The sequence below is a fragment of the Xenophilus sp. Marseille-Q4582 genome (assembly GCF_916700565.1).
GTDB lineage: Bacteria > Pseudomonadota > Gammaproteobacteria > Burkholderiales > Burkholderiaceae_C > Xenophilus.
On record NZ_CAKAKO010000006.1, the window covers coordinates 79,863 to 102,851 of the forward strand.

Annotated in this window: 19 protein-coding genes and 1 other annotated feature; of the genes, 2 read left to right on the plus strand and 17 right to left on the minus strand. The window is 57.4% G+C overall.

What is annotated here, in order from left to right:
• Window positions 1-2: 2 nt before the first annotated feature.
• Entirely contained in the window at window positions 3-506 is a 504-nt protein-coding gene (locus tag LG388_RS20365) for a hypothetical protein (protein ID WP_225784507.1), read from the plus strand.
• Here LG388_RS20365 and LG388_RS20370 read toward each other — a convergent pair.
• The 14 genes from LG388_RS20370 to LG388_RS20435 all read right to left on the minus strand — a co-directional run bounded on the left by LG388_RS20370 (window position 423) and on the right by LG388_RS20435 (window position 19,225).
• Window positions 423-5,498 (minus strand): hypothetical protein, encoded by a 5,076-nt coding sequence (locus LG388_RS20370; protein WP_225784508.1) that lies wholly within the window; start codon window positions 5,496-5,498, stop codon window positions 423-425. The two genes, LG388_RS20365 and LG388_RS20370, sit on opposite strands and share 84 nt — an antisense overlap.
• 42 nt (window positions 5,499-5,540) lie before the next feature.
• Window positions 5,541-7,247: a hypothetical protein gene (locus LG388_RS20375; protein WP_225784509.1), complete on the minus strand. Its 1,707-nt coding sequence runs from the start codon at window positions 7,245-7,247 to the stop codon at window positions 5,541-5,543.
• A 49-nt stretch (window positions 7,248-7,296) separates the two neighbouring features.
• Complete coding sequence (locus LG388_RS20380; protein ID WP_225784510.1) at window positions 7,297-7,653, minus strand: hypothetical protein; 357 nt, start codon at window positions 7,651-7,653, stop codon at window positions 7,297-7,299.
• A 12-nt stretch (window positions 7,654-7,665) separates the two neighbouring features.
• On the minus strand, window positions 7,666-8,043 hold the full coding sequence (locus tag LG388_RS20385) for a hypothetical protein (RefSeq protein WP_225784511.1): 378 nt from the start codon (window positions 8,041-8,043) through the stop codon (window positions 7,666-7,668).
• Window positions 8,044-8,171: 128 nt separating this feature from the next.
• The gene (locus tag LG388_RS20390) at window positions 8,172-8,702 is read right to left on the minus strand and encodes a hypothetical protein (protein WP_225784512.1); all 531 of its coding nucleotides are present in this window, start codon (window positions 8,700-8,702) and stop codon (window positions 8,172-8,174) included.
• Window positions 8,686-10,998, minus strand: a complete 2,313-nt coding sequence (locus LG388_RS20395; RefSeq protein WP_225784513.1) for a hypothetical protein — start codon at window positions 10,996-10,998, stop codon at window positions 8,686-8,688. The genes LG388_RS20390 and LG388_RS20395 overlap by 17 nt, the downstream gene beginning before the upstream one ends.
• A gap of 72 nt (window positions 10,999-11,070) precedes the next feature.
• Entirely contained in the window at window positions 11,071-12,069 is a 999-nt protein-coding gene (locus LG388_RS20400) for a hypothetical protein (protein ID WP_225784514.1), read from the minus strand.
• Window positions 12,070-12,085: 16 nt separating this feature from the next.
• On the minus strand, window positions 12,086-12,649 hold the full coding sequence (locus LG388_RS20405; RefSeq protein WP_225784515.1) for a hypothetical protein: 564 nt from the start codon (window positions 12,647-12,649) through the stop codon (window positions 12,086-12,088).
• 89 nt (window positions 12,650-12,738) lie between these two features.
• Entirely contained in the window at window positions 12,739-14,133 is a 1,395-nt protein-coding gene (locus LG388_RS20410) for a N4-gp56 family major capsid protein (RefSeq protein WP_225784516.1), read from the minus strand.
• Window positions 14,134-14,154: 21 nt separating this feature from the next.
• Complete coding sequence (locus tag LG388_RS20415) at window positions 14,155-15,330, minus strand: hypothetical protein (protein ID WP_225784517.1); 1,176 nt, start codon at window positions 15,328-15,330, stop codon at window positions 14,155-14,157.
• Window positions 15,323-15,670, minus strand: coding sequence for a hypothetical protein (locus LG388_RS20420; protein ID WP_225784518.1), 348 nt, complete (start codon window positions 15,668-15,670; stop codon window positions 15,323-15,325). Before LG388_RS20420 ends, LG388_RS20415 begins: the two co-directional genes overlap by 8 nt.
• Before the next feature lie 62 nt (window positions 15,671-15,732).
• Window positions 15,733-17,697, minus strand: coding sequence for a hypothetical protein (locus LG388_RS20425; protein ID WP_225784519.1), 1,965 nt, complete (start codon window positions 17,695-17,697; stop codon window positions 15,733-15,735).
• 108 nt (window positions 17,698-17,805) lie between these two features.
• Window positions 17,806-19,031 (minus strand): IS3 family transposase gene (locus LG388_RS20430; protein WP_225784520.1). Its coding sequence is split into 2 segments (ribosomal slippage): window positions 17,806-18,743 and window positions 18,743-19,031, totalling 1,227 coding nucleotides; the frame shifts between segments, so codons are not numbered across the junction.
• Window positions 18,637-18,753, minus strand: a sequence feature (AL1L pseudoknot). Its footprint overlaps the gene before it by 117 nt.
• Before the next feature lie 50 nt (window positions 19,032-19,081).
• Window positions 19,082-19,225: a hypothetical protein gene (locus LG388_RS20435; RefSeq protein ID WP_225784521.1), complete on the minus strand. Its 144-nt coding sequence runs from the start codon at window positions 19,223-19,225 to the stop codon at window positions 19,082-19,084.
• 38 nt (window positions 19,226-19,263) lie between these two features.
• On the opposite strand from LG388_RS20435, the gene dut reads away from it, so the two are divergent.
• Complete coding sequence (dut, locus tag LG388_RS20440; protein ID WP_225784522.1) at window positions 19,264-19,701, plus strand: dUTP diphosphatase; 438 nt, start codon at window positions 19,264-19,266, stop codon at window positions 19,699-19,701.
• Window positions 19,702-19,760: 59 nt separating this feature from the next.
• Here dut and LG388_RS20445 read toward each other — a convergent pair whose 3' ends face one another.
• From LG388_RS20445 to LG388_RS20455, 3 genes are read right to left on the minus strand one after another with little or no spacing between them, the layout of a single operon-like run.
• Window positions 19,761-20,507 carry a hypothetical protein gene (locus tag LG388_RS20445; RefSeq protein WP_225784523.1) on the minus strand — a complete coding sequence of 249 codons (747 nt, stop codon included), beginning with the start codon at window positions 20,505-20,507 and terminating at the stop codon, window positions 19,761-19,763.
• A 10-nt stretch (window positions 20,508-20,517) separates the two neighbouring features.
• Window positions 20,518-22,143: a hypothetical protein gene (locus LG388_RS20450; protein WP_225784524.1), complete on the minus strand. Its 1,626-nt coding sequence runs from the start codon at window positions 22,141-22,143 to the stop codon at window positions 20,518-20,520.
• Window positions 22,143-22,952: a hypothetical protein gene (locus LG388_RS20455; protein ID WP_225784525.1), complete on the minus strand. Its 810-nt coding sequence runs from the start codon at window positions 22,950-22,952 to the stop codon at window positions 22,143-22,145. Before LG388_RS20455 ends, LG388_RS20450 begins: the two co-directional genes overlap by 1 nt.
• Between the last annotated feature and the right edge of the window lie 37 nt (window positions 22,953-22,989).

Sequence of the window (22,989 nt, forward strand, 5' to 3'; positions counted from 1 at the left end):
GCATGCGACACATCCTCTTTGAAACCTCGGATAGCTATTCCGTGGCTGTCCTCATCAAGCACACTTCGTTCAACAAAGCGGATGTGGGTCAACACTACTTCAAGCCTTTGGCCGAACGAGGTGTCCCAGCCGGCGAGGTCATTGCCTTCAACCTCACCTACAACGAAGCCAACAAAGCTCCAGCAGCCCTGATCAAGGACTACCTGTCGCAACTACTGCCGGAACTGAACGCCTTGGGCGTGAAGTTCCTGTACGTAGCAGATGCTTCGTACTTCAAGGTGCTGGCAGGACAGAGCAAGGCCGATCCCCACTTCGGCTACAACCTGCCCTGCAAGGTCAAAGGTTTCGAGCACATGCGGGTGATCCTGGGGGTGAACCACCACCAGCTGATCCACAACCCCTCCGTGCAGCAGAAGCTCGATCTAAGCCTGGACACCCTGGCCCAGGTCTTCCTGGGAACGTACAGCCCCCTCAGCCATGTTGCTTCGGATCGTGGACACGGCTGAACCAAAGGCCAGCGGGTTCATCGCATCCTTCATCAGGTTGCGACCTACCTTCGTGACCTGGTTGTCCTGGTAGAGGTTTCCGACGATTCCCCAGACCGCAGCCATGAGTGGCTTGGTTCGCTCAGTGGTACTGCTTGCCAGGGCTTCGTGAACCTTCTTGCCCGTGGTTTCGTACACGTCGAAGTTGCCAGGCGTTCCACGCCACTGGTTGTATTGCGAAGCCGAGGAGCCTTCGGTATAGAAACCACCCTGCTCCAATCGCTGTGCCAGTGCGTCGCCGTCAACTGCAGCGCCCAAAGTCAGGGTGTTGAGCATGGTTCCGTTCGCCACCCCATCAACTTCACCCATGAGATCGGTCGTGAAGAAATCCTGGCCGGTGCTGCCCTCGCTTTCCATACGGTCACGCAGGGTTGCGTACTTGGCGAACTCCTGCAGAGCGCTCAGGCTATGCAGGTTCTCCCCGCCCTTGCGCACGGCTTCTGCGATGGCGGCCTGCTCCTGAGCGTTCAGGACATTGCCTGCCTGTGCGCTGCGCAATGCCTGCACAGCAGATGCATACACAGGCGTTTCGAGAGCCTGGAGGATCTCCGAAATGCTCTCGAAGTTGTCCTTGCGCTCCGTCTTGAAACCAAGACCTTCACCCACGCGGAGGATGAAAGCTGCACGCATGGCCCCGTCATCCCACGAGATCTGCGTGTCCCACTCCGGTGACTTGATCAGCTGCCGATGGATCTTGCTGGCTTGCGGATTGATAGCCGAAGAAATGCCCACACGCTGCTGCTTCCAGACGTTGAAGCGCAGGAAGAATGGGGTGTCGAGCATTCCTTCGGTGTTGCCCAGGATGTCCGACGTGAACTCCTTGAACAGCTCCCACTCGCGCACCAACCCTTCGTTTTTCGCTTCGATGGAAGCGCGCTCGGTGACGTGGGTGACGCTCTCATTGACAGGCCGTACACCCATCATCTCCAGCTGGGCACGCTCGTCGAACTGCTCCAGCAGGAGCATCAGGTTTTTGCGCACGACCCGAGGACGTGCCTGGTTCTTGAGCAGCGTCTCACGCAGTTCCTTCGGAACTTTCTGATTAGTGCCCGAGGTAGTCTTCTGTACCTGGGTGATCGGCTCCAGAGAAGGGAACTCCACACCGGGGGTGGTCTTGAAGATCTTGTCGAGGATGGAGTTGCTTCCCTTCATCGCCTCTCGCACTCCGACGACTGGCGGGCGCAGAGCGCCCTTGTCGTCACGTGCGACGGCGATGAACTGATGCCGGGCATTGGCGGTGTCAAAGCCCTTGTTGCGTTGACGCAGGCGTGCAACAGCCTTCTCGCTAAGACCTTCTTCACGCAGTGCTGAAATCTCGTCGCCGGCAACCTCCGTGCGTTGAGCCAGCCCTTCACGTTCCAGAAGTTTGAGGGCATGCGAGCCCAGAGTCATGCGAAGACGTGCTTCTAGATCTAGGTATGCCTCGTCCTTGGCCTTCAAACCAAGCGCATCCATCACCTTGCCACCAAGGGAGTCGATGACATGGTGGTGGTACGTACCAACCTGACCGAGAACTGCGCGGGCACGTTGCGACACCGGACGGTCGCTGTCACGACCGAGGATGCTGTTGATCTGCTTGTCCTTCAGGTTCCACGGCTTCGTGGCGTTCTCGCCCGCCCATGTGAAAGCAGCGTAGGCGATGGCGGTCTTGACGTTCTCTTCCAGATCGACACTGCCATCATCGTTCTGCACCAAGAAATCCTGGATCAGATCCTCATGGCGGAAGTCTTCCTTGGCGATCTTGGGAAGGTTGTCCTTGATCACCTCGCTCCAGGCGGCTGCCTGACGGAAAAACACGTTCACTGCGCGCTGGTGGGCTGCAGTCGGACGGTCCAGGGTCAGAAAACGTCCCAGGGACGTCAGTTTCTGCGCCAATGCACTACGGAAATCCTTGATTTCCACCAGAGGTCGAGTGCCAGAGCCTGAAGACTGAGTGAAATACTCAGCAATGCGGTTCTTCAGCAGGTACGGAGTACCTTCTTCAGAGATTTTGCTGAAGATGCTGAGCTTCCCACTCTCCAGAGAGGGAGTTTTAGCCTGTTCCGCAGTCTCAGATGCAGCCTCCGGCTGCTCGTCAGGGGCTTGAGCCTCAGTCTGATCATCCGCAGTTGTGGTAGATTCGTCAGTAGACTGGTTATCTCCTGTAGTTCCCTCTTCAACTGTGACTGGAACTTCATCAGACTGCCCGGAGGGCAGTTGATTCTTCTGAGAATCTACTGAAGTGGACTGGGATTCAGTGGAACTCACGCGCGAAGGGCCGGCCTCGACCGACTCAGCCCGTTCCGACCGTACCGGGACCGCAGAATCAGCAGCAGCCGCCACTTCGGTTGCAGTTCCAACGACCGCAGGCGCAGAGGCAACCTCTGCAGGGCTTGTTGCAGCCTGCACCGCCGCCGAAACTGCGTTGGCTCCTTCGCCTTGACGTCCTTGTGACGGTGCCGAGTTCTTGACATTGGTAGCTCCAGGCGTAGCAGTAGCGTTAGGGGTAGTAGAAGAAGTAGCTGCGGCGGCGGCAGACGTAACTGCCTTGGGCGTGTTCAGGCGCAGCGCACTGCGCATGGCCTTCAGCGTGGCGGTGATGGCCTTCGCTTCAGCAGACACCCCATCAACCAGCTTCTGGGAGTTCGCAGCCAGGCCGCCCAGCCTGCGCAGCTTGGCAGGGCTCACCTCTTCTTGCAGGATCTCCCACTGGTTCGTGCGACGGTTCTTGGCGATCTGCGTACCAGGCCCCTGTTCCATAGCTTCCCGCAGGGTTGCAGCCTTGGACTTGTGGCTTTGCTCGAAGCGGGCAAGCTGTTCCACCAGGCGGGAGGCTTCCGCGTACCTGTTGGTGCCAAGAGCAGTACCAATCTGTGCCTCGTACTGGCGCAGGCCAATGTCTCGGCCGAAGCCTTGGATGATCCGGCGTTCCACCCCATCCATGTCCAGCAGCATGTTCTGTGCTACCCGTGCTTCGGAGAACGTGCGCAGGTAGCTGCGCTGGTCCTTGGTCAGCCCGTTGCTCTGGTTGTCTGCAATGGCCCGTGCATCTTCCGCCGACAGCGAGGTAGGCGAAGCCATCGACAGAGTGATCGCCCGTTCAGCCGAAGCCTTGGCCTTTGCGACGGCCGCGGAATCTTTGACGTCCACGACAGCCTTGGCCTGGGACAGATCCACCTTGACGGTCTTGCGCAGTTCTGCCACATTCGCCGGCGCTGCCTTCTGCTCCATTGCCGTGATGGCAGCGGCTGTGCTGTCCATCTCGGTACGAAGGAAGTCCAGTTGCTTCTTCCAGGCACTGACCTCATTCGGGGTAGCCGAAACAATCTCGATGTCGCGTTCGAGAGATCGAACTTCTTGGGCTACGTCCTCTTCCGTCATGGACGCCGGAGGGTTGCTCCTGAAAGCATCAAGATCCGCTTGAAGCTCTGCGGCGGTTACCCCCATAGATTCCAGATCTTGACGATCCTGAATGCGTGAAGTCAGTTCGCGGTACTGCTCTTCAGCATTCGTCTTGATTTCCTGAGCCTTCTCGAAGTTGGCTTGCTTCTGCTCCGGAGTCGCATCAGCCTTCTGGCTGTTACCGAACAGGGCGGAGATCGCCAACGAAGGCGAGTAGTTGGGGCCAGTGGCATCGGTGTAGCTCGACACATCACCGGACTCCACAACCGCTTCATGAGCCTTGCGTTGCTCGGGGGTGAGCTTGGAAATTGCGGCTTCGATGGCCGAGGGCTCATTGTTCTTGGTTTCCTTGCCTGCCTCCTTACCTGACTCCTTACCTGACTCCTTACCTGACTCCTTGAGGCTTCTCAGCACAGCCCCAGGCACCTCACTGGCCTGGATACCACCGGACAAGAGACCCCCGGAAGCTGCACCGATGGCAGCACCCACGAAGACATCCTCCGCACTCGCCGGCTCTGCCTTGACCTCGCCTTCCATGTAGGTCTGGAAACCTTCGGTAGGAGCCTCGGTAGCCGCACCACGGGCAGTTGCGCCGGTAACTGCACGCATGGAGTCCATGAAGCCCTTGCGAGCCGTATCCTCTGCTGCACCGGTCAACGTGCGAGCCACACGGCCAGCACCCAGGCTCACCACGTCACCGGCCTGTTCTGCCAGAGCCAGGGAGGCCGCCTGCACAGCCATCTCGCGCTGACGTTCCAGCGAAGGGAACTGGCCGTTGTTTTCTTTGGCGAACTTCTCCATGCCTTCCTGGAAGACATTGGCGGCATAGCCCACGTTGCTGGCTGCGAGCGCAGCCTGACCGGCCTTGCCGAACAAGCCAATGAACAACTGGGGCGCGTTCTCGATCGCGTACTCACGCACACCTGCACCGTTGGAGGCCAGTGCACCTCCGGCATTCATCAGGAGCGTGGCCACACCCTTGGCAATGTCACCGTAATTGCTGGCGTCCCAGCCATCCTTGACCTGATCCCATGCAGGCTGAAAGCCATCTTTCAGGTCTTCCTGCAGTGCATTGCGATTGGTTTGATCGACGATGCTGGAGGTGTCGAAGAACTTGTTGACCGAGCGTGCGCGCTGGCGATTTGCGATCGAGGCTTCCAGCTTTTCCAGAGCTGTACCCGAGTTGCCGACAGGCGCCTGCATGCGGGCGACGTCTTCTTCCGTGCCCTGATTGGTCTTCAGGCGGTTGTATGCCTCGTAATCCTGGGGCTGTAGACCCGTCGTCTGCATTTCACCGGCTGCGGTGAAAGGCAATGCGGCAATATCGCCCACCAGCCGGGTAGCACCGGAAACCAAAGAGGCTGCGTCATTGACCCGATTCGCAACAAAACTACCAGGCAGCAAGCCCAGGCTTTCCGACCAAGGAGAAGTCTGAGGCGATTCAGGAATAGCCGGGGTGGAAATAGGAGCCAGAGCGGCTTTCTTGGCTGCCGACGCAGCAGCAAGAGCCTGGAGCTTTTGGTCTGATGCTGCTCGTCGGTTCAGGTAGGTATCAATATCGAAATCGGACATACACGCCTCTATTAATTAGAGGCGAGTGTATTTGATTTGACGTTAATTCTTCTTGCGAAGCTCTGCCAATTCCTTTTCCAACTGCTTGCGCTGTTTAGCCAGTTCTTCCTTGCTCAGGGAATTGCGGCTGAGGGCGAGTCTGTCACTGTAAGGGGTGAGACTGCTCAGGTATCCCTCGTCGGGCAAATAAGGCACCGGGGCGCCCAATGCGTTGAGGCCACGAATTGCAGTGTTTGTTGCACCCATCAAACCACGGGGGATCATCGTTACCAAATCCAGGGCTGCGGCATTCAGGTTCTGTGCAGCATCCCCTGCGGTATTGACCCCGGAAATGATGGCCTGGCGATCAGCTGCGGTACGTGCATCCAAGAACTTCTGTGCTTCGGCTGAATAGCTGTCACGCTCGCCTGCCGCGATTTCAGCAGTCTCCACGTCATAGAGGCGACGTTGAATTGCCTGCTCTGCTGCAATAGCTGGATTCGGGCGTGCAGCATCCAAACCAAGGCCCTGAGACGTACTGGGTTCGGGATCACGTGATCCCCGGGGAGCGACAACAGTGCCGGGATTGTCATCATTCGAGTTTCGTGCACGCTCGCCCTGAGCGGTTGAACTGGAGGGTTCAGCAGTACCGAACAGATCCGGGTAGGCACGTCGGTCGGCGCGGTCAGCAACACCTCGGGCTCGTTGGATTTTGGCCAGAAGATCTTCCCGCACGGCTTGGCGTGCCAACATGCCCGGCTGCTGCGTTTCCATCGCGGCATCAAGGGCCTTCCCGATCTCCGTCGAATAGTCGCTGTTCCACAACCATCCAGGTTTGATGCTATCGGCGAGCTTTAGTACGGCCGATTGAACGGCATCGACAGGTAGCTCACGCAGGGCCGGATTCTTTTCCAGTGCCCGGTTCAGGCTTCCAACAGCCATCTGCAGCTTCTCTGAATCCTTACCGAACACGGTGCTCAACGAATCGGTAACTGCCTTCAGCCCAGCCTCCGAGCCGATCAGCCCGTTGTTCTGCTGCGTCAGCTTCTCGGTCAACTTCTGCACCTGCTCTGCAGCCTTGGCTGCTTCCGTATCCAGACGGGCTTGCCGACGATCTTCGCTTTCTTGATTGGCACGAGTGACCTGAGCCTTGCTGGCCGCAATTTGCTGCTCGGTCGCCTGACGCTGCAAAGGACGCATCTGCTGCTCGTCGGCCGCACGATCGGATTCCCAGCCAAAACGCTTGCCAGCACGCTCAGCCTCGGTGGCTGCTTGAGCCAGTGCAGCGCCTTCGATAAGGTCCGGGCTTGCCTGCAGCAAGGACCGCGCACCAGCGAAGTCTCCACCTGCGATTCGCTTCTTGATCTCGTTGACTTGGGGCAACTGTTTCTGAGCGAGCTGGTTCTGCTCGAACGCTTGGCGCTCGGTAATGACCTTCTGAACTGCTGCCGTGCGAGCGTCTTCAGCACCGCGGACGGCAGCAAGATCCTTGGTCATCAGCCCTGCCCGCATCTGGTCGAGTTGACCTGATTCCTGGAGCTTCACAATATCCTCGGGAGTCCTGGCTCCCTGGAGGGTGTTCAGCAGCTGCTCGCGTGCATAGGCGCTGTTGGCTTCAAGAGCTGCCTTTTCAGCATCAGCCCTTTGCTGAATGACTTTGTTGAATTGATCGAAACCAGCGTTGATGCTGGTGCCTGCTGCGGCAAGGCCCCGGAACACTTCATCGTTCCGAGGCCCAGTGACGTTTTGCCAAGTGATAGGGGATGCCATTTAGGTTCCGTAGTGGAAGTAGATAAATGGCATGTATTGTCTCACCTATTTACTTGGTAAATTTTTTGTCCTCCACCCACAGAATATCTCCGCAGAAAGCGCCTTTGATCTTCTTTCGACTCAATGCGGCAGCCAGCTCATCTTTGGATACCCGGTACTTAACCAAGTAAGCGATTGCCTTGATAGGAACCCCGAGATAATGAATTTGCTCTTTGGTCAATCCAAAGGCCAAGGCTTCCTCAACTTGGTGAAGCGATTCATGCTGACAAGGCGTAGGACTTCTGACGATTTGAGGTCTTGATTGTTCGTTAATCTCTTCCAGCCGAACTGCAGTTCTGTGAACAGAATGGGCGGCAATGCGAGAAGAGTTCTTCAGGATCGAACCGAGATCTTTGAGGAACTGCATACAGAAAATTATTCAGTACGTGGTGCACATCACTTGCTGACCAAATCTGTTGCACCAAGTCGTCTTAGTTGCGTTCTGATTAAACTGCTGTTGGAATTGCTGTTGAGACGCAATGCTATTCGCCGCACGTTGCGCATTCAGCATATTCCTCATGTGCTGGTGCTCAGCAGTTAGAAGACTGAAGCATCTCTCGTAACTCGGCTGAGGAGTCCGTTCTTCTCTATCCACGCTTTTCTGTAAGGTCGCCTGGTCAAAATCATATCGCTGGAGGTTTTTATCAATGCGTTCACGGGCAGCTTCTGCCTCTGCTTCAGAGATATGGTTGTTTTTTGTGCATCGGTAAGTGTCAACCCATTGAGCACCAAAGCGATCGTAGAGTTGGCTGTTCATGGGTAGGTCAGCATGAGCTGCTCCACATACCAAGAACACGGCAGCAGCGACCATAGAACTGACACCACGCATGAAAAAAGCTCCTCTTCTATCGAAGGGAGCCCTTATACCAGAAGTGCGACTTACGGTTACACGATCCTGTTGCGTGCCATGTAGGAACCAACACTTTCGTATGCATCTGGGTTGGCTGCCACACGAGCACGCTGACGATCCTCTAGGCGAGCGTTCGTCAGTGTCCGCTGGGCTGCGTAGTTCTGGGCGTACTGCTGCTTGTTGTTCTCGAAGATGTCCTTCTGCAAGCCGTACTGCTTCATCCCAAGGTACAGGTTGCCGATGCCTTGGGCGATGCCCAGCCCTTGTTGAACAATTCCAGGAGAGTACGCCCCTGTTTTTTGATCGGTATACCCCCACCAGTTTGTGCTAGGAACGGCCTCAGAACCTAGAGTTGATGGACCTGCCGTCAGCATTGCCGAAGGGCTTGGAGCATAGCCGAGAGGATTGGCCACTACCGAAGGGGCAACCAAATTTGTGTTCCCCAACGCCGTTCCTCCTGTCAATACGTTGATAGGGGTCGTTCCATAGTTGGCCAAGGACTCCATCAAGCCAACAGAAGGAATACTGTTGAACGCCTGAGAGCGGTAATCAAACGCGGTTGCCATTTAGCGTATTTCCGAGAGTGTCGTTAAAAGAAGGTAGTCGAAGCGCCACGTCCACGTAATTGTGTAGCGCATCAAAAGTCAAAGCTCCGATGTTACCGGAGTGAACAGTTCGGTTCATATAGTCGGTAGGCGTCTCTCCAAAAATCACCAGTGGATCAATCAGGTTCGTCACGCCGGCATCCAATTGCTTATTGATTTCCTCCAATTGATTCAGTTGCAATTCGGCGATCATGTTGAAGGTGTCCGATTCCACCTTCAGGGCCTGGAGCAATTCACCCACAGCTTCGCCTGCCTTGGTGATGAGCGAATTCCCCATCGCCAGCAATTCGGTGGCCATCGGAATTCCGATTCGTGTCGTCTTTCCAAGGTATCCAACCGCAGCAGCAATGATGCCCAGGACACCAGCCAGTTGAGGCCCGACTGCCTTGACGATGACATCGGTGACCACGTTTGAGATTACCAACTTCAATACGGTGTTGACCAGCAACTGCACCACCGTTCCCGTAGTAATCGCTGTGCCTAGCTGAGCGAGGAAGCCTTCCATCCCGTAGCCAAAGCCAATCACGGTAAGGACCACCCCAACTGCACCCATCAGTGCAGTGAACCAGCTGGACTGATACCACTTGATCTTCTGGACGATCAGGCTGTTGAAGACGAAGTGAAGGCCAATTGCGTAGAGATCTTCCTTGTCTTTTGCCGGGTAGTTCTTGCAGATCGAGCGATCAACAGGAATGTGCAGGACATTGAACTTTCTTCCAAGCTCGTCTTCGTCAACCGCAATAGCAACCTTGTCCTGAATCCAATACACGACCAGCAGTTGAATTACCGCAATTTCAAAGTACGTATCTTCCGACGCCTGATAGCGGTAATAGAAAACAGGCACCCAGGTGGTCTCGACCTGCTCCATTGGAATGCCTGATTCCGTGTCCACGTAATACGTGGTGGACTGGAAGTAGCCAGATTCCTCGCTGATATAGGTTCCCTTCGGACCGATCTTGCCGGCCATCCTTTTTTTGGTGATGCCGTTGTGCTGCACGCCGGTTCGCATCCAGGCGTCCATGATTCCAATATCCGTGGACGAGCTGAAATTCGTAGGATCGAGCGCAAACCTCTGAAATAGATTCAACTTGTCGCGCTCCCGGTGATCCTGCCGATAGAACATCACATCAAAGAATTCGTACAGGTATCTATTGACGATCCTGTTCTCGCTGACAGCAGGCACTGCTACGTGCATGAAGGCAGTTTCAATGTCCTTGATGTCGGGGTTCTCATGGATTGCCTCAATTGTTTGTGCGTAATCCATGCCGAGCATCTTCAGCATCTTTTTCGAGGTCTTGTAGTGGGGCGTATCCTTCTGCAATTCCATCGAGAGCTTCATGAAGCGGAAATAGATTCGCGGAAAGAACTCCCCCTCCTCCTCGGGGAAGTCGTAATAGGCGTCCAGCGTCGGGTAGGTGCCCTCGCCCACCTTGTAGAGCACGTACTTCACCTGGGTGTCCACCAGGTAGCAGACGTGGAAGTAGTCCGCCTCGGGGTCGTAGCCCGACACGGGGATCTGGAACGTGTCCTGTCGATAGGGCCAGGTTTCCACCCCGAACGGGCTCACCTGTCGATCGTCGGGATGACGGAAGGTGTACGTGACTTCCATGTACTCACCGATCAGGCCAGACTTCACCAGCGGCTCGGTGAAGCCAACACTGTCGAGTGCGGGGTTGTAGTTCCACTTGCCGATGGCTGTCGTTTCCCAGCGTCTCTCAGGCGTCGGTCCAGCCTTGGGAGACTTGCCCCAGGTGGCGAGCGATTGAGATGTCAGGTTTTCGGCCTGCGCTGATCCGATGACGGGACGCATATCCACCAGCCAGTACTCCAGGTCGGCTGGCATACCAGGGGGCTTGAGCGTGTTGGTTTCCACCTGGTAGCCGAACTCGCTTTGCAAGCGCGCCCAACCGATGTGCAGCATGTTGGGTGGCCCGACACGGCAGTACTCCACCGTCACAGGTTGCCCTTCAGCCTGTTCGATCACAGCCTGCGCAGCTTCCCGCCCGTGGTTCTGGTTCTTCGTGTAGGAGCTGGGCAAGCCGATCGGGTAGTTGGTCTTGGCGTATTCGTACACCTTTTCCAGCTTCGCCCCGACACTGCCGTTGAAGAACTCCAGCAGCGAATCCACGATGTCGGTGTTCGTCAGCACCGCATTGAGGATGGCTTGCTTGGAGGCATCAGGGAGGTTGTCGTCCTCGATGACGCGCTGGGCTGAGGTGCCCACGTAGGTCTTGTATTTGGAGCTGAACAGGCCCATGCCGGGAATCTCTGAGATCTGAAAGAAGAAAAAAAGGGAGCCTCCGGCTCCCCTTGTGAACGACTGAAAGGCTCAGGCCCCAACACCGGAAAGCAGCTTCTGCACCGCCGACCCGATGTGAGAGTCGCCCAGACGGTTGGTGCTGTTGGCTTCGGTGCCTTCGTCCGTGGTGCGCCGCACGATCCACGACTTCACCAGGATGTCCGCGGCCTTCTGTTCCGCATCTCGTGCGAAGCCTTCGGCCTGAGCCGTGTACAGCGCGATCTGCTTGCCCAGGACACTGTTGGTCGCCACACCAGAGCCATCCGTCTGTGCACGTTCCGTTGCCAGCTTCTGTGCCAGAAGCGTCGTTTCGGCACCGGACTTGGTGACGTTCGCAGTGATCAGTTCGTACTCAGCACGCAACTTGCATTCGGTTGCCACCGCCACCTTGGTGTTCTCCACCTCGGTCAGCGTCTGCTGTTCAATGTGGGCAGTCTGGGACGTGATCTGACTCTCTTGCGCTGCCAGGTTCAGGATCTCCTGATCCAGACGATCCCTCTGCTTCACAGCAGTCAGCAGATCATCATCCAGCTTGTCACGTTGCTTCGCAGTGGTCAGCAGCTCGTCCACCAAGTTCAGCTTCTGCTGTTCCAGCAGCGCGATCTCAGCCGGAATCTTCAGGCCCTGCTTTTCCAGCAGGATGATCTCAGCGTCCAGCTTATCCTTCTGGGCTTGCAGCAGCGGCAGTTGGGCTCTGGTGTTCTCCAGTTCAGCCTGTGCGATCAGCAGCTGAACACCGGCCTTCTCCACCTCAGCCTGTGCCAACAGGATCTGTTGCTGCAGCAGCTGTGCTTCGAGGAAGTCCTTGCGCCCACGGGTCAGGAACTCCAGCGAAGTTCCGAGGATGGTCTGAACGCCACCCAGGTAGACCTGGGAATACTCCGGTCCCTTGATGCGGTTCAGCTTGAACTCACGGTCGATGTGGTTGTGGAAAGCTGTCATCAGCTTGTCGAACACACCAGTACCGTCCACCACTGTCGTGGTCAGCTCCGACAGATTCAGCGGAGGGATTGCAGGGAGAGTCGCCATGTCTACAGGGCTTGGTTTAGTCGATCGCGCGCGTTGCAGCCTGGCGGGCTGCCAGTTCCTGCAGTTCTTCAGAAGTCAGCGCGGGCAGGATCTCGATGGCGAATTCCTTGATCATCTTGTGCTTGCGGATGGTGTTGCCACGGCTGTCCTTGGCATTCACGTAGATCGGGCACTGGCGATCGCGCAGGAACTCGTACAGGATGTGTTCGACGTGCCAACCGTCTTCGGCATTGAAGGGCACGAAACGCTTCACCGAGCCGATCATAGAGTTGGCCACGGTGAAGATTTCACCGTCCCATTCGCGCTTCGCCGGATTCATGCAGGTCAGGCGGATGCGTACCAGACGCAGCGCTTCATCCTTCAGGCGCTTGCGCATTTGATTGGCGGTCTCAGCCACAACGCCGGTCTCGGCAGCGGTAGATGCTTGGTTCTGGGCTTGAGGTTGCTCGGCTTGCGCAGCGGCGATCTTTTCGCGCAGCTTCTCGGCGCTGATGCTCGGGTGGTACTTCACACCCAGAAGATCGGCGCGTGACTTCAGTGCGGCCAGTTCATCGGCCGGAGAGATTTCGAGGTCAGACATTGGAATGAGGGGAATTGGTTGGTGCGGTCAGGACCGGAAACCGAGTGAGGGAGGGTGTCCTCCCCCACTCGGTCATGCTGCGGCCAGGCTTACAGCTTGGCGACGGTCTTGATCAGGGCCAGGCGTTCAGGACGCAGAGCCATGAAGCCGTAGTACCACTTGATCGACATGAAGCCGGTTTCGCCGTAGGGATCGTTCTTGTCGGCCGTGGCTTCGCCGGGCTTCTTGTGCAGGATCTTGAAGTTCACCGACTTGCCATCGGTCTGGAAACCAATGGTGGTGAAGCTCTCCGCACCCACGATCAGGATCGGGAACACGTCGAAGCGACCATTGGTCTCGTAGGTGTCGGTGTTGTTGCCCACAGGAGCACCTTCACCTGCCCACTTCATCATCTCCGGCACGACCACGAAGCGCATGGCGTCGATGGAACCCACCTCACCGCGCAGCACGTTGCCGCCAGCGGCGTAACGCTCCACAGGGATGAAGGCCGGCTCGTTATGCAGATCCTTCATCGCACGCAGCGTGGGCAGCAGTTCCGAGCCGATGTAGGCCACACGAGCGCCTGGGATCACCTTGGTGTCCACGAAGCGGGTGCCCGTGATCATCTTGGTGTACTTCGGCGTCAGGTTGTTGTCCAGCAGGATGGATGTCCGCATCAGGTCGCCGTAGGTGACCAGAGAGGTGGCATCCATACCTGCGTTGGAAGTGGCCGCGCCGGCGTACACCACGACACCGGCACTGCTCAGCAGGTCGATCTGCAGGGCGTCTTCGGTAATTTCGTGGGCGCCTCGGATCATCTCGCGGTGAACGTGCTGATCGAGTTCTTCGTCCGTGTCGAAGTCCAGCGATTCCTGGGTGTACTCATCGAAGAAGCCGAACTTCTCGAAGGTGCCTTCCAGTTCCTTGCGCTTGAAGCCAACACGGTTCACGCGGCCACCGTGCTCACCCAGTGTCGGTAGCTTGCCTGAGATGGTGCCGACGTCCTTGCTGGAGCCATACAGGTTGCCGGAGCCTTGGGCACGGAACGAGCCAGGCAGAGCAGCCACGACAGCAGCCGACAGAACGTCGGTCGTGAACTTCGACACACGCTTGCTCACGGTCACGGTCCACGGCGAAGCAGAACCTGACTTGACGGCAGTGCCAGCTTCCACGGCGTTCACCGCAGCAGCCGCTGCGGTAGCGTCAGCTTCCACAGTGAACGTGCTCACCAACGGCATGGTGACCGAGTAGCTGGATGCAGAGATCGTCACGCCTGCGGCGTCGATACCCTGGTCATTCAGGTTGGCGTCGTCCAGCATCGGGATGTAGTGGAAGCGCTTGATCTTCTTGCCGTGATGCTTGGGCATTGAAGTCACATCAGCCAGCTGGCTGAAGTACTTTTCCTTGTCGGCTTCGATCAGAGCCTTCTTGATGTAGAAGTCCGTGCGGATTTGCGGGCCGATGCTTGATGCAGAGGCCGGAGGGGCGTTATATGCCTGAGTCATTTTTAGGTAACTGGAACTAGATTAGAGGTATTGGCTGCTTGCCAGCTTCTCGAATTCAGCATCCGACATTGCCAGAGGATTGAATTCGGCGGCTGGTGCCTTGTTTGCCGTGCTCTTGGTGGAGCTTGCGGCACGCTTCAGATCTTTGACCTTGCCTTCATCGCGTTTCGGCTGAGGGGGCGTGACTTCGCGCTTACCTGCTTGCGCACTGGTGGGGGCCACCAGATGAGCGAAAGCGCCGGAAGCGTTCAAGCGATCCCCGACTTGGCGATACGCCTCGATGTCGGAAAGTCCGTTCAAGCGGCCAAACAGCTTCTCGTTCTCCACCTCCTTGGCGATCAGGTCATAAATGCCGCGCTCGATGTGCGTATTGATGATCTGGATCAGCTGGGGTGCGTCCGCGATTTGCCGCTTGCTTGCAGCATCCCACTGGCTACCGATCACCTTGAGCGTCTGGGTGTAGGCCGGCGAGTCTTTGATCTCGTCCAGGACCATATCCAGCTCAAGCTCGCGGTCATCGACAGCGTATGCGGTCTGCTTGTACTCGCTTGCCTTTTCAGCGGAAATGTCCATCGGATCAATTCCGCTTTCCTGAACCAGCTTGTTGATCGCGCCTGGGTTCTTGTTATTCAGGTCGATCAGGTAGCTGATTCGTTCTTCACTCATGAGGCCGTTGTTTTCCAACAGCTTCAGGAGCTTCAGATGAGGTTTGAGGGCTGCCATGCGGGCCGTGAAACCAACGCCCTTCTGCACCAGCGAGATTGCGTCGTCGATGCTCTTGAGTTGGATTTCCTTGCCGGCTGCCTTGATAGGGGCCATCAGCCGTTTGTATTCGGCCTCGTAGTCGATGGGTGCAGGTGTGTCTGCAGCAGGTTTCGCAGGCCCATCTTCAGCCTGATTTCCACCTTCATCCTTTGCGTCTGATGCTTCGCTGCCACCGGCTTCTGCTCCTTCCTCGTCAGCAGGCTTGTCGCCTGCCGCCTCGTCGGAGCCTTCGCCGTTGGCAGCTTCACCATCACGCCCATCATCACCAGCTTGATTGCTGCCGTCAGCAGTGTCGGTAGTGGTATCAGGGGCCGGGATCTCATTGCCGGCGGATTCAGGAGAGATGGTTGCGACAGGCTCTTGCATGCCCATCACTTCCTCGTCGGAGAGCTGCAGGTAGTTCACTTCCTGAGACTGCGTAGCGTCACTCATTGTCGTCCCCTTGCTCCAGGATTTCCTCGCGCATAGCTTCGCTCTCGCTCAAAGCTCGACGAGCGTGGGCCGCATTGGCCATCACGGTGTTCAGGAATGCGCTGAAAGAGCCAATTGCGTCGATCTGGGCGACGATGCTCTTTTGCTTTTCAGCGTCCTGCATGTTCGGATCAGATTTCAGATGAACCAGGCGAACAGCCTCGTCCTTGAAATACGCTTGGGAGATGACGCGCTTGAAGTCACGGTTGGTACGCAGACGATTCAAGGAATCCCCCAGCTCGACGAGCTGGCGGTTGTCTTGATCCTGTTTGTCCAACGCCTTGAGTTGAATGTCACTCATAGAACGACGCAGTAGGTAATTACTAAACCAGTTAATTAAGTTAAGCCGCAACTATAACCGAATTATTTGTTGCGATGCTTTAGCAAATCAGCCGCAATCTTTTGTCCCTGCAATTGCTGCTTGAAGCCGTGGTCGATCATTTTCATTTCGGTCTGCGCCCTGGCTTGAGCCCCCTGCTTTTGCAGTTCTCGCTCTTGCTTCACACCACTTTCCTGCTCAACGAAATCGAGGTTCTTGATGTCGGTATCGGATTGGATATTCCCTTGCTTGACTTGCTCAGTACCAGTCTTTGCCTGGTTGAGTATTGCGTTGGCCGACAACTCCGCAGCCTTTGCACGCTCAGATTCCACTTGGGCTTCGAGCAATTCGATTTCAAGCTGCATCTTGCGTTGCAGCAGGGGATCCGGTTGGGGTTGATAGTTCTCGATCCTCTTGGCGAGATCCGGCATCTTGTTGAGACGCGCAATATCCGACAGGATCATGTTGCGCATTTCCGGGTCCATGTTGTTGCCGATGGTTTGCAACATGAAGGACAACTGCTGCGCCTTGTTGGCATCTTCCTCCGCCGACGAAATGCTCAGCTTCAGGTCGAAGTTCCCAGGCAGGTCTTCCCGGTCGATGACCGCAAACTCTTCGTTGGTCAGGCGGATGACCTCCCGTTCGGACAGGAACACTGCGTTCATCGCAATGATCTTTCGACCGATCTTCACCACCGCGTTGCTCAGCCGGCGCAGGATGGCCATCTCTCGCTTGGACGCTGCATCAAGCACCCCTCGGACACTGGCTGCCACATCTCCCAGGCTGCCCGCGTTCATGCCCTGTTGCCCGAAGGACTGCACACCAGTGAGTGACTCGGCCTCGACGGTCTGCAACTGGAGCATCAGTGGAGCTGATTGAGGAATCTCCGGGAACGTGTGCATGTACACGCCCTGGCGAGGGTCCACCTGGGGGTTGAATTCGTAGTCCAGGCCCAGGTCGTACTTGCGCCGGTTGGTCACGTCCAGCATGTCCTTGCGGATGCCTGTCTGGCCGTTGGCCGAGCGACCCAGGATGTCGATCATCCCGCGGGTCACAGCCCCTGCAATCTGCTGGTTCTCGGCCAGCAGAGCACCATCGGGCTCACCGTGTGTGCTCTTGCGCTTGGGTAGGTAGTGGCAAAGGACGAAGGGCAGTTCCTTGTCAGGGAACGGGCTCTCTTCCATTCGGATGATCGTGTTTCCTGCCCAGGTCACCACAATCGGCTTGGTGATGCCAGAACCGTCGATGTCCCAGTAGCCCCAGTATTCGTAGGCCACGAACTTCGTGCGGGGCTTGTCCTTGAGATTGAAGGTCTTGACCCCTTCGCTGGCCTCATGATCCGGCCGGCCCAGGATGGATTCGCTGACGATCTCCAGGCTGTCCAGGTTCTTGTACTTCGCCCCTTCCTTCTTCAGCTCCGAAAGCGATGTCTCGAAGCTGTAGATGATGAAGTTGGCTTTCGACAGGTCACCGTTGCACGTCGGGTCAACGATGGTGTTGCGGTAGTCACAGACTTCCAGGGTCGGACGGTTCTTCAGCACCCGGGTGCGCTTCTCCCGCTTGATGCCCGTGGGCACCGGGATGATGGGCTGACCGACCGTCAGGGTCAGGTCATGGGCACGCTGCATCTCTTCAGGCACCTGCTTGAAGAAGTCGGAAGGCGATTCCTGCTTGAGTTGTGCCAACTGCTCATGCACCGCAGCCTGGGCCGGATCCACCACGTAGCGGAACTGAGGGAAGTCGTCCTCGTACTCTTCCTCCTCGAACTCCCAGCCGACGCGAACGATCGCCGTTCCTTCGTCCACGGCAGCGCGCACGAATTCATCGAAGAAGGCGGTGCGGTCGATCTGCGTGCGGAACTGGTAGTTGAGAACGAGCTTGTTCTGCTGGGCCGCCTTGCGGTCTTCCCAACTCACCGGAGTGACATTGAACAGCTCATCCGTAGAGACAAAGGGCTCTGTCAGTGCGGGGTATCTCCATTCGGCCTGCTTGCGGATCAGGCGTGGCACCACAGATGAACGGCCCTTCACCGTTTTCGGCTTGGCTTTACCTGAGACATTCAGGTTGTCCAGCCACTCTGAACCGCCCCGGTTTTCGCGGAGGCTGGTTGGCTTGAGTCAGGCCGAGCTGGCCTGCCGCTCAAGATTGCGATAGTAGGTGGTCTCGAACTCGGCGGGCGGCACGTAGCCCAGCGGGGCCATCAGCCGATGGTTGTTGAACCATGACACCCACTCCAAGGTCGCTAACTCCACCGCCTCTCTGGTCTTCCAGGGCGCCCGGCGATGGATCAACTCGGCCTTGTACAGCCCGTTGATCGTCTCTGCCAGAGCGTTGTCGTAGGAGTCGCCCTTGCTGCCCACCGATGGCTCGATGCCGGCCTCGGCCAACCGCTCGGTGTAGCGAATGCTGACGTATTGCGACCCGCGGTCGCTGTGACACACGAGCGAGCCTTCCTGGCCGGGCTGGCGGGCGTACAGGGCCTGCTCCAGGGCATCGAGCACGAAGTCCGTGCGCATGCTCGTGCTCACCCTCCAGCCCACGATGCGCCGCGAGAACACGTCGATCACGAAGGCCACGGACAGCCAGCCCTGCCAGGTGGACACGTACGTGAAGTCGCTCACCCACAGCTGGTTCGGGCGCTGCGCGCTGAACTGCCGGTTGACCAGGTCCTGCGGGCATGGCGCTCGCGCGTCGCCGATCGTTGTGCGCACGACTTTGCCGCGCACGACCCCACGCAGCCCCATGCGGCGCATCAGGCGCTCGACGGTGCAGCGCGCCACCGTGTGGCCTTCGCGTTGCAGTTGCCGCCAGACCTTGTCAGCGCCGTAGACCCGCAGGTTGGCCTGCCACACCCGTTCGATGTGGGCCATCAGTTCCTGGTCTCGCTGGGCTCGGCCGCTGAGCAAGGCCGCATCGCGCTGCCGGGCAGCGTGCCGCCGGTAGGCCGATGGGGCGATCTGCAGCAGCCTGCAGATCGGCTCGACCCCATGCCGCTGGCGGTGCCGGTCCACGAAGGCGTACATCACTTCAGCCGGCGGTCGAGCTCCGCCTGGGCGAAAAACGCGCTGGCCAGCTTGAGGATCTCGTTGGCGCGGCGAAGCTCGCGCACTTCGCGCTCCAGTTCCTTGACGCGCTTGGCCTCGGCCGTGGTCACGCCTTCGCGTTGACCCGTGTCACGCTCGTGCTGACGCACCCAGTTCAGCAGCGTCTGCGGCGTGCTGCCGATCTTGCCGGCGATCGACACCACCGCCGCCCACTGCGATTCGTACTCTGCTCGGTGATCGAACACCATGCGCACCGCACGCTCGCGAACCTCCGGCGAAAACTTCACTGACTTCCTCATGATGGCTCCATCTTCTCAAACGAGGGAGCCTCCGCGAAAACCGGGGCGGTTCACTCATCAATTTGAGCGACCTTTGCGTTGTGGTGCGACTTCGCACCTTGCAGATCTGCTTTAAGATCGCTCAGGTTCGGTGGATTACTCCAATCCACCAATTTAGCGACTGGTTGTTCTTCAACCGTATTAACGTCAGTCATGTAGCTCTGCCAAAAGGCAGCAGTAAATAAACCAGAGAATGGAAATGCGAATCAAAGGATTGCATCCGAATTTTATTATGCCCGCAAAGGGTAGCGCAGATGCCGCAGCTTGGGATATTCATATGCCCGAAGCCGGAATTGCAGATGGTGAGTCGAAGTTTTTTCCGCTCGGCTTTGCTACTGAAATCCCAAAGGGATTCGTTGCACTGATTCAGCCGCGCTCCAGCACCGGCGCAAAGAACGGACTGGAACTCAACAACACCTGTGGCGTGATCGACAGCGATTACCGCGGGGAATGGAAGGCAGCACTGCGTACCAAGAGCGGAAAACCTTTTGAATGGAAGGCTGGCGAGCGAGTTCTCCAATTCTTCGTGGTTCCGGTCTATACCGGTCAGCTTGAATTGGTGGACGAGCTTGAATCGACCGATCGCGGTGCGGGTGGCTTCGGCTCCAGCGGCACGAATTCGCTGGGCTAATCACTCGGCCGAGAAACCAAAACCAAAAGGGCTCCGATTGGAGCCCTTTCTTCATCTGCTTAGCAGAACCCTTGGCGCTCGAAACGATCGTTGCCTTGACCCGCGTCAATCTGAACACCCTGCAGCTCCAGCCGTGCGCATTCCTGCTCGTACTTGGCAGCGTAGCTGTTGCCGGCATGGAACTCCTCCACCATGCCGATCGGGTTGTGTACCCGACTGGCGATGAAGTACAGCAGCGCCGCCAGGTGCGATTCGGGCAGATCCACTTCCTCACGTGCCGGGTTGAAGTAACCGAGTGGGATTTCGAGTCGGGGATGCCGAGCCCGGTACACCACTTCCAAGGTGGAACCTCGCAGCTCGGGAGGCAGCGTCACGTCTTGCTCAACCAGGCGTGCCGGAACCGCCAGGACGCTCATCTTCGGCGTCAGCACCGACAGCGGGTTCGCGGCGTCATTGAGAGAAAGTGTCTCGCCCCCCACCACCGTCACCTTTTCGACCTTGATGAGATCGTCGAGGAATGGATCCTCAGCGGAATCCAGGATGAAGCGATCAGCTTGCGGAGAGCGAAGGTTGCTCAGGGCGAAGTCGCTCACCAGCGGGTACGTCGTCCGGGGCGGAATCAGCGAGAGGCGCAGTCGCCCTTGTCGCAGGTTGAACCGGGTGAACAGGGCTGTAAGCCCCAGGTTCACATGCGGCAGGATCCGAGCCCAATTGGATTCGTTGACCACGCCCTGCTCTTGGCCACCGATGCTCAGCTGTGAAAACTCCCCCACGGAGAGTTGATCGAAGATGTCTTGAAGGTTCATTTGGTTGAATTCACACGATGTAAGAGGCCAGGCGGTCTTCGACGCTGTGCATGTCGTCGTCCACCGTCCACACGTCAGCGTCATTGCTGCGGGCCATGGCAACCGTCTCGCTCGGCCGCCAGGTCTGCAAGGAACTGAGCATCGAGATCGTGTCGATGAAGTCGTCGTGCTTGCTTTTGAAGCCGCTCACGGACGCGAGGCTCAGTTCATTGATGGCTTCCTGCATGGGCGCTTCGTTCTTCTTCTCGATAGGAAAGAACATCTTGTGCGCCTTGAACATGGGAAGCATGGTGTTGAATCGCACCATCTTGTTGGAGTTGGGACGGATACCCGGCTTGTTGTCGTTCCCCTCGGAAGCCAAGGTGAAATAGATGTTGCGCTCCATCATGTGGTTCTGAATCCAAGTGACGAAGCCACCCTGCTGACCAGTGACCTCAATACCAACCGATTGAGGGCGGTACTCCTGCGCCAACCTGAACAAGTCATAGATGTTCTTGTCCATCAATTGCCGCTTGCAGATGCCATCCACCCAGAACCAATCGCCCTTGTAGTTCAAAGCCCAGACACTGATGACCGAATAGTCGGCCTTCTGCTTGATAGAAGTAGCGAAGTCGGTAGTGATATAGAAGTTAAAGCGGTCCCGGTTAGAAAGGACATTGCTTAGCTTGTACCAAGAAATCTCGCTGTCCTGAATCAGTCGGTCTTCGTCCGACATGATTCGCAGCATCAGCTCTTGGTTGAAGGAATCCACTTTCCCGAGCATCACAGCCCGGTCGTATTGGTCCTTGACGTACTCATAGGTAAAACGATCAGGCCATGAACCACGGAATTCCTCCGGCGAGCAAGGGAAGACCTCGCACACCGGGAAGACGTTGACCTTCCAGGCACCGGACTCCACGGCTTTGTAGAGAGGATCCTTTGCATTGAAGGGAGTACCTGACCAAATGATCATGTTCTTCCTCGGATGCAAGGCGTAGTTCACGGCTTTGTAAACCGTGTCTTCCACAGCCGCGATCACGGTATCCGAGCGTGCATCCTCGTCGGAGATCAGGTCATCGAGCACCGCCAGCTGAGGACGCTTGCCCAATTCCTTCGCACCACGAACACCCGTCTTCGCGCCGTAGCCTTTGACGATGAAGACCTTTCCGTCCGCGTTGTGGAACTCCCACCGGATGTCGGTGAAGTGAGTCTTGGGCACGAACTTCTTCAGGAAGTCGCTGTTCTCCCAGCGGTACTCCAGGTTCTTGCGCATGTTCTTGACCCCGTTCTCGATGGAGTCAGACACATAGATGGCCAGGTCAATCAGACCGAAGCCAGGCAGTTCCCCATAGGTGGCGATGTAGAGGAACAGGTACTCAGCCATCACGGTTGTCTTGGCAATACCGCGATGACACAGGTTGATGACTCGGTTGCCACGATGTGTGATCGTGTCGAGCATCTTGTAGTGGACGACAGGCGTGAGGTTTTCCTCGCCTTGGGAGCCGTTCACCAGCTTGATGAAGGTCACGAAGCCAAGAGCAAAGTCGCTCGGCACGTAGTCGGGATCAATCGAATAGTCCGTGTTGTTGAGGTAGTCCTCAACCTTCCACGGCATCCCGTCATCGCCAGTCGGCGTCAGGGGTGCTTTCTCTTGCATCAGATCCTTGTGTCCCATCCTTGGAACAGGTTGAAATTGGGGTTGGTTTGCATGTCGGCCACGGTCAGTACCGGGGCTGGAACTGCAGCCTTGGAAGCAAAGTCGAGGTCGGAGGGAAGAACCCTCTTGGATTGCGCTGGCGATTGAGCCGCTTGGCTTGCCAACAGGAACTCTTGCCAGGGATCCCGACCATCCAGAACAGGAGGGGCGGCACGGTTTCCGATCTCCGCCAGCATGGGCACGACACGAGATTCGTCGGGCTGCATAGGCAGCACAGGAGGCGGGACCGCAGAGGTATCGACGGTGCGGCCAGGCTGGGCCACCACAACAGGGGCAGCTTCTTGGGTCGGTGCTCTCACAGGAATCGGCTGGCCCAGGCGCCCCATCACAGAGCTGGCGTACTTGCGCCCTTCCCCATAACCAGCAAGGCCCGCTTCGATGCTGCCGGCCTGCTTGATGCGTCCCGCCAGGTAATCCGACGCAAATCGAATCTGCTCAGCCAGATCCTTGCTGGCCAGAGGCCGCACCCCATACCCAGGCTTGGCGGCCGTGCTCTCCAAGATCCCGAAGGGACCGAAGGCCGTGGACACCTGCCCAGTGTGGGGAGCAATGCGTCGGCCATCAGGCCCTGCGGCATAGTGGTACTGGGTCGGGTCGGTGAGGTACTTGTCGTAGTTCCCCCCAATTTCCTGCTGCATCACTGCCGCCATCAGGCCAGCAGGAAAGCCGTGTCTTTTGTCCGCTGCGTCGAGCAATGCCCGAACATCAGCAGGCATTGCTGCAGGTGCAGATTTTCCTTTGGAGGCCATCTTTGAATTTCTGAAACCAAGCACTATTGCAATTGCA

Coding starts and splice junctions, on each gene's coding strand:
- LG388_RS20365 (WP_225784507.1), top strand. CDS start 3: ATGCGACACATCCTCTTTGAAACCTCGGATAGCTATTCCGTGGCTGTC.
- LG388_RS20370 (WP_225784508.1), bottom strand. CDS start 5,498: ATGTCCGATTTCGATATTGATACCTACCTGAACCGACGAGCAGCATCA.
- LG388_RS20375 (WP_225784509.1), bottom strand. CDS start 7,247: ATGGCATCCCCTATCACTTGGCAAAACGTCACTGGGCCTCGGAACGAT.
- LG388_RS20380 (WP_225784510.1), bottom strand. CDS start 7,653: ATGCAGTTCCTCAAAGATCTCGGTTCGATCCTGAAGAACTCTTCTCGC.
- LG388_RS20385 (WP_225784511.1), bottom strand. CDS start 8,043: ATGAACAGCCAACTCTACGATCGCTTTGGTGCTCAATGGGTTGACACT.
- LG388_RS20390 (WP_225784512.1), bottom strand. CDS start 8,702: ATGGCAACCGCGTTTGATTACCGCTCTCAGGCGTTCAACAGTATTCCT.
- LG388_RS20395 (WP_225784513.1), bottom strand. CDS start 10,998: ATGGGCCTGTTCAGCTCCAAATACAAGACCTACGTGGGCACCTCAGCC.
- LG388_RS20400 (WP_225784514.1), bottom strand. CDS start 12,069: ATGGCGACTCTCCCTGCAATCCCTCCGCTGAATCTGTCGGAGCTGACC.
- LG388_RS20405 (WP_225784515.1), bottom strand. CDS start 12,649: ATGTCTGACCTCGAAATCTCTCCGGCCGATGAACTGGCCGCACTGAAG.
- LG388_RS20410 (WP_225784516.1), bottom strand. CDS start 14,133: ATGACTCAGGCATATAACGCCCCTCCGGCCTCTGCATCAAGCATCGGC.
- LG388_RS20415 (WP_225784517.1), bottom strand. CDS start 15,330: ATGAGTGACGCTACGCAGTCTCAGGAAGTGAACTACCTGCAGCTCTCC.
- LG388_RS20420 (WP_225784518.1), bottom strand. CDS start 15,670: ATGAGTGACATTCAACTCAAGGCGTTGGACAAACAGGATCAAGACAAC.
- LG388_RS20435 (WP_225784521.1), bottom strand. CDS start 19,225: ATGACTGACGTTAATACGGTTGAAGAACAACCAGTCGCTAAATTGGTG.
- dut (WP_225784522.1), top strand. CDS start 19,264: ATGGAAATGCGAATCAAAGGATTGCATCCGAATTTTATTATGCCCGCA.
- LG388_RS20445 (WP_225784523.1), bottom strand. CDS start 20,507: ATGAACCTTCAAGACATCTTCGATCAACTCTCCGTGGGGGAGTTTTCA.
- LG388_RS20450 (WP_225784524.1), bottom strand. CDS start 22,143: ATGCAAGAGAAAGCACCCCTGACGCCGACTGGCGATGACGGGATGCCG.
- LG388_RS20455 (WP_225784525.1), bottom strand. CDS start 22,952: ATGGCCTCCAAAGGAAAATCTGCACCTGCAGCAATGCCTGCTGATGTT.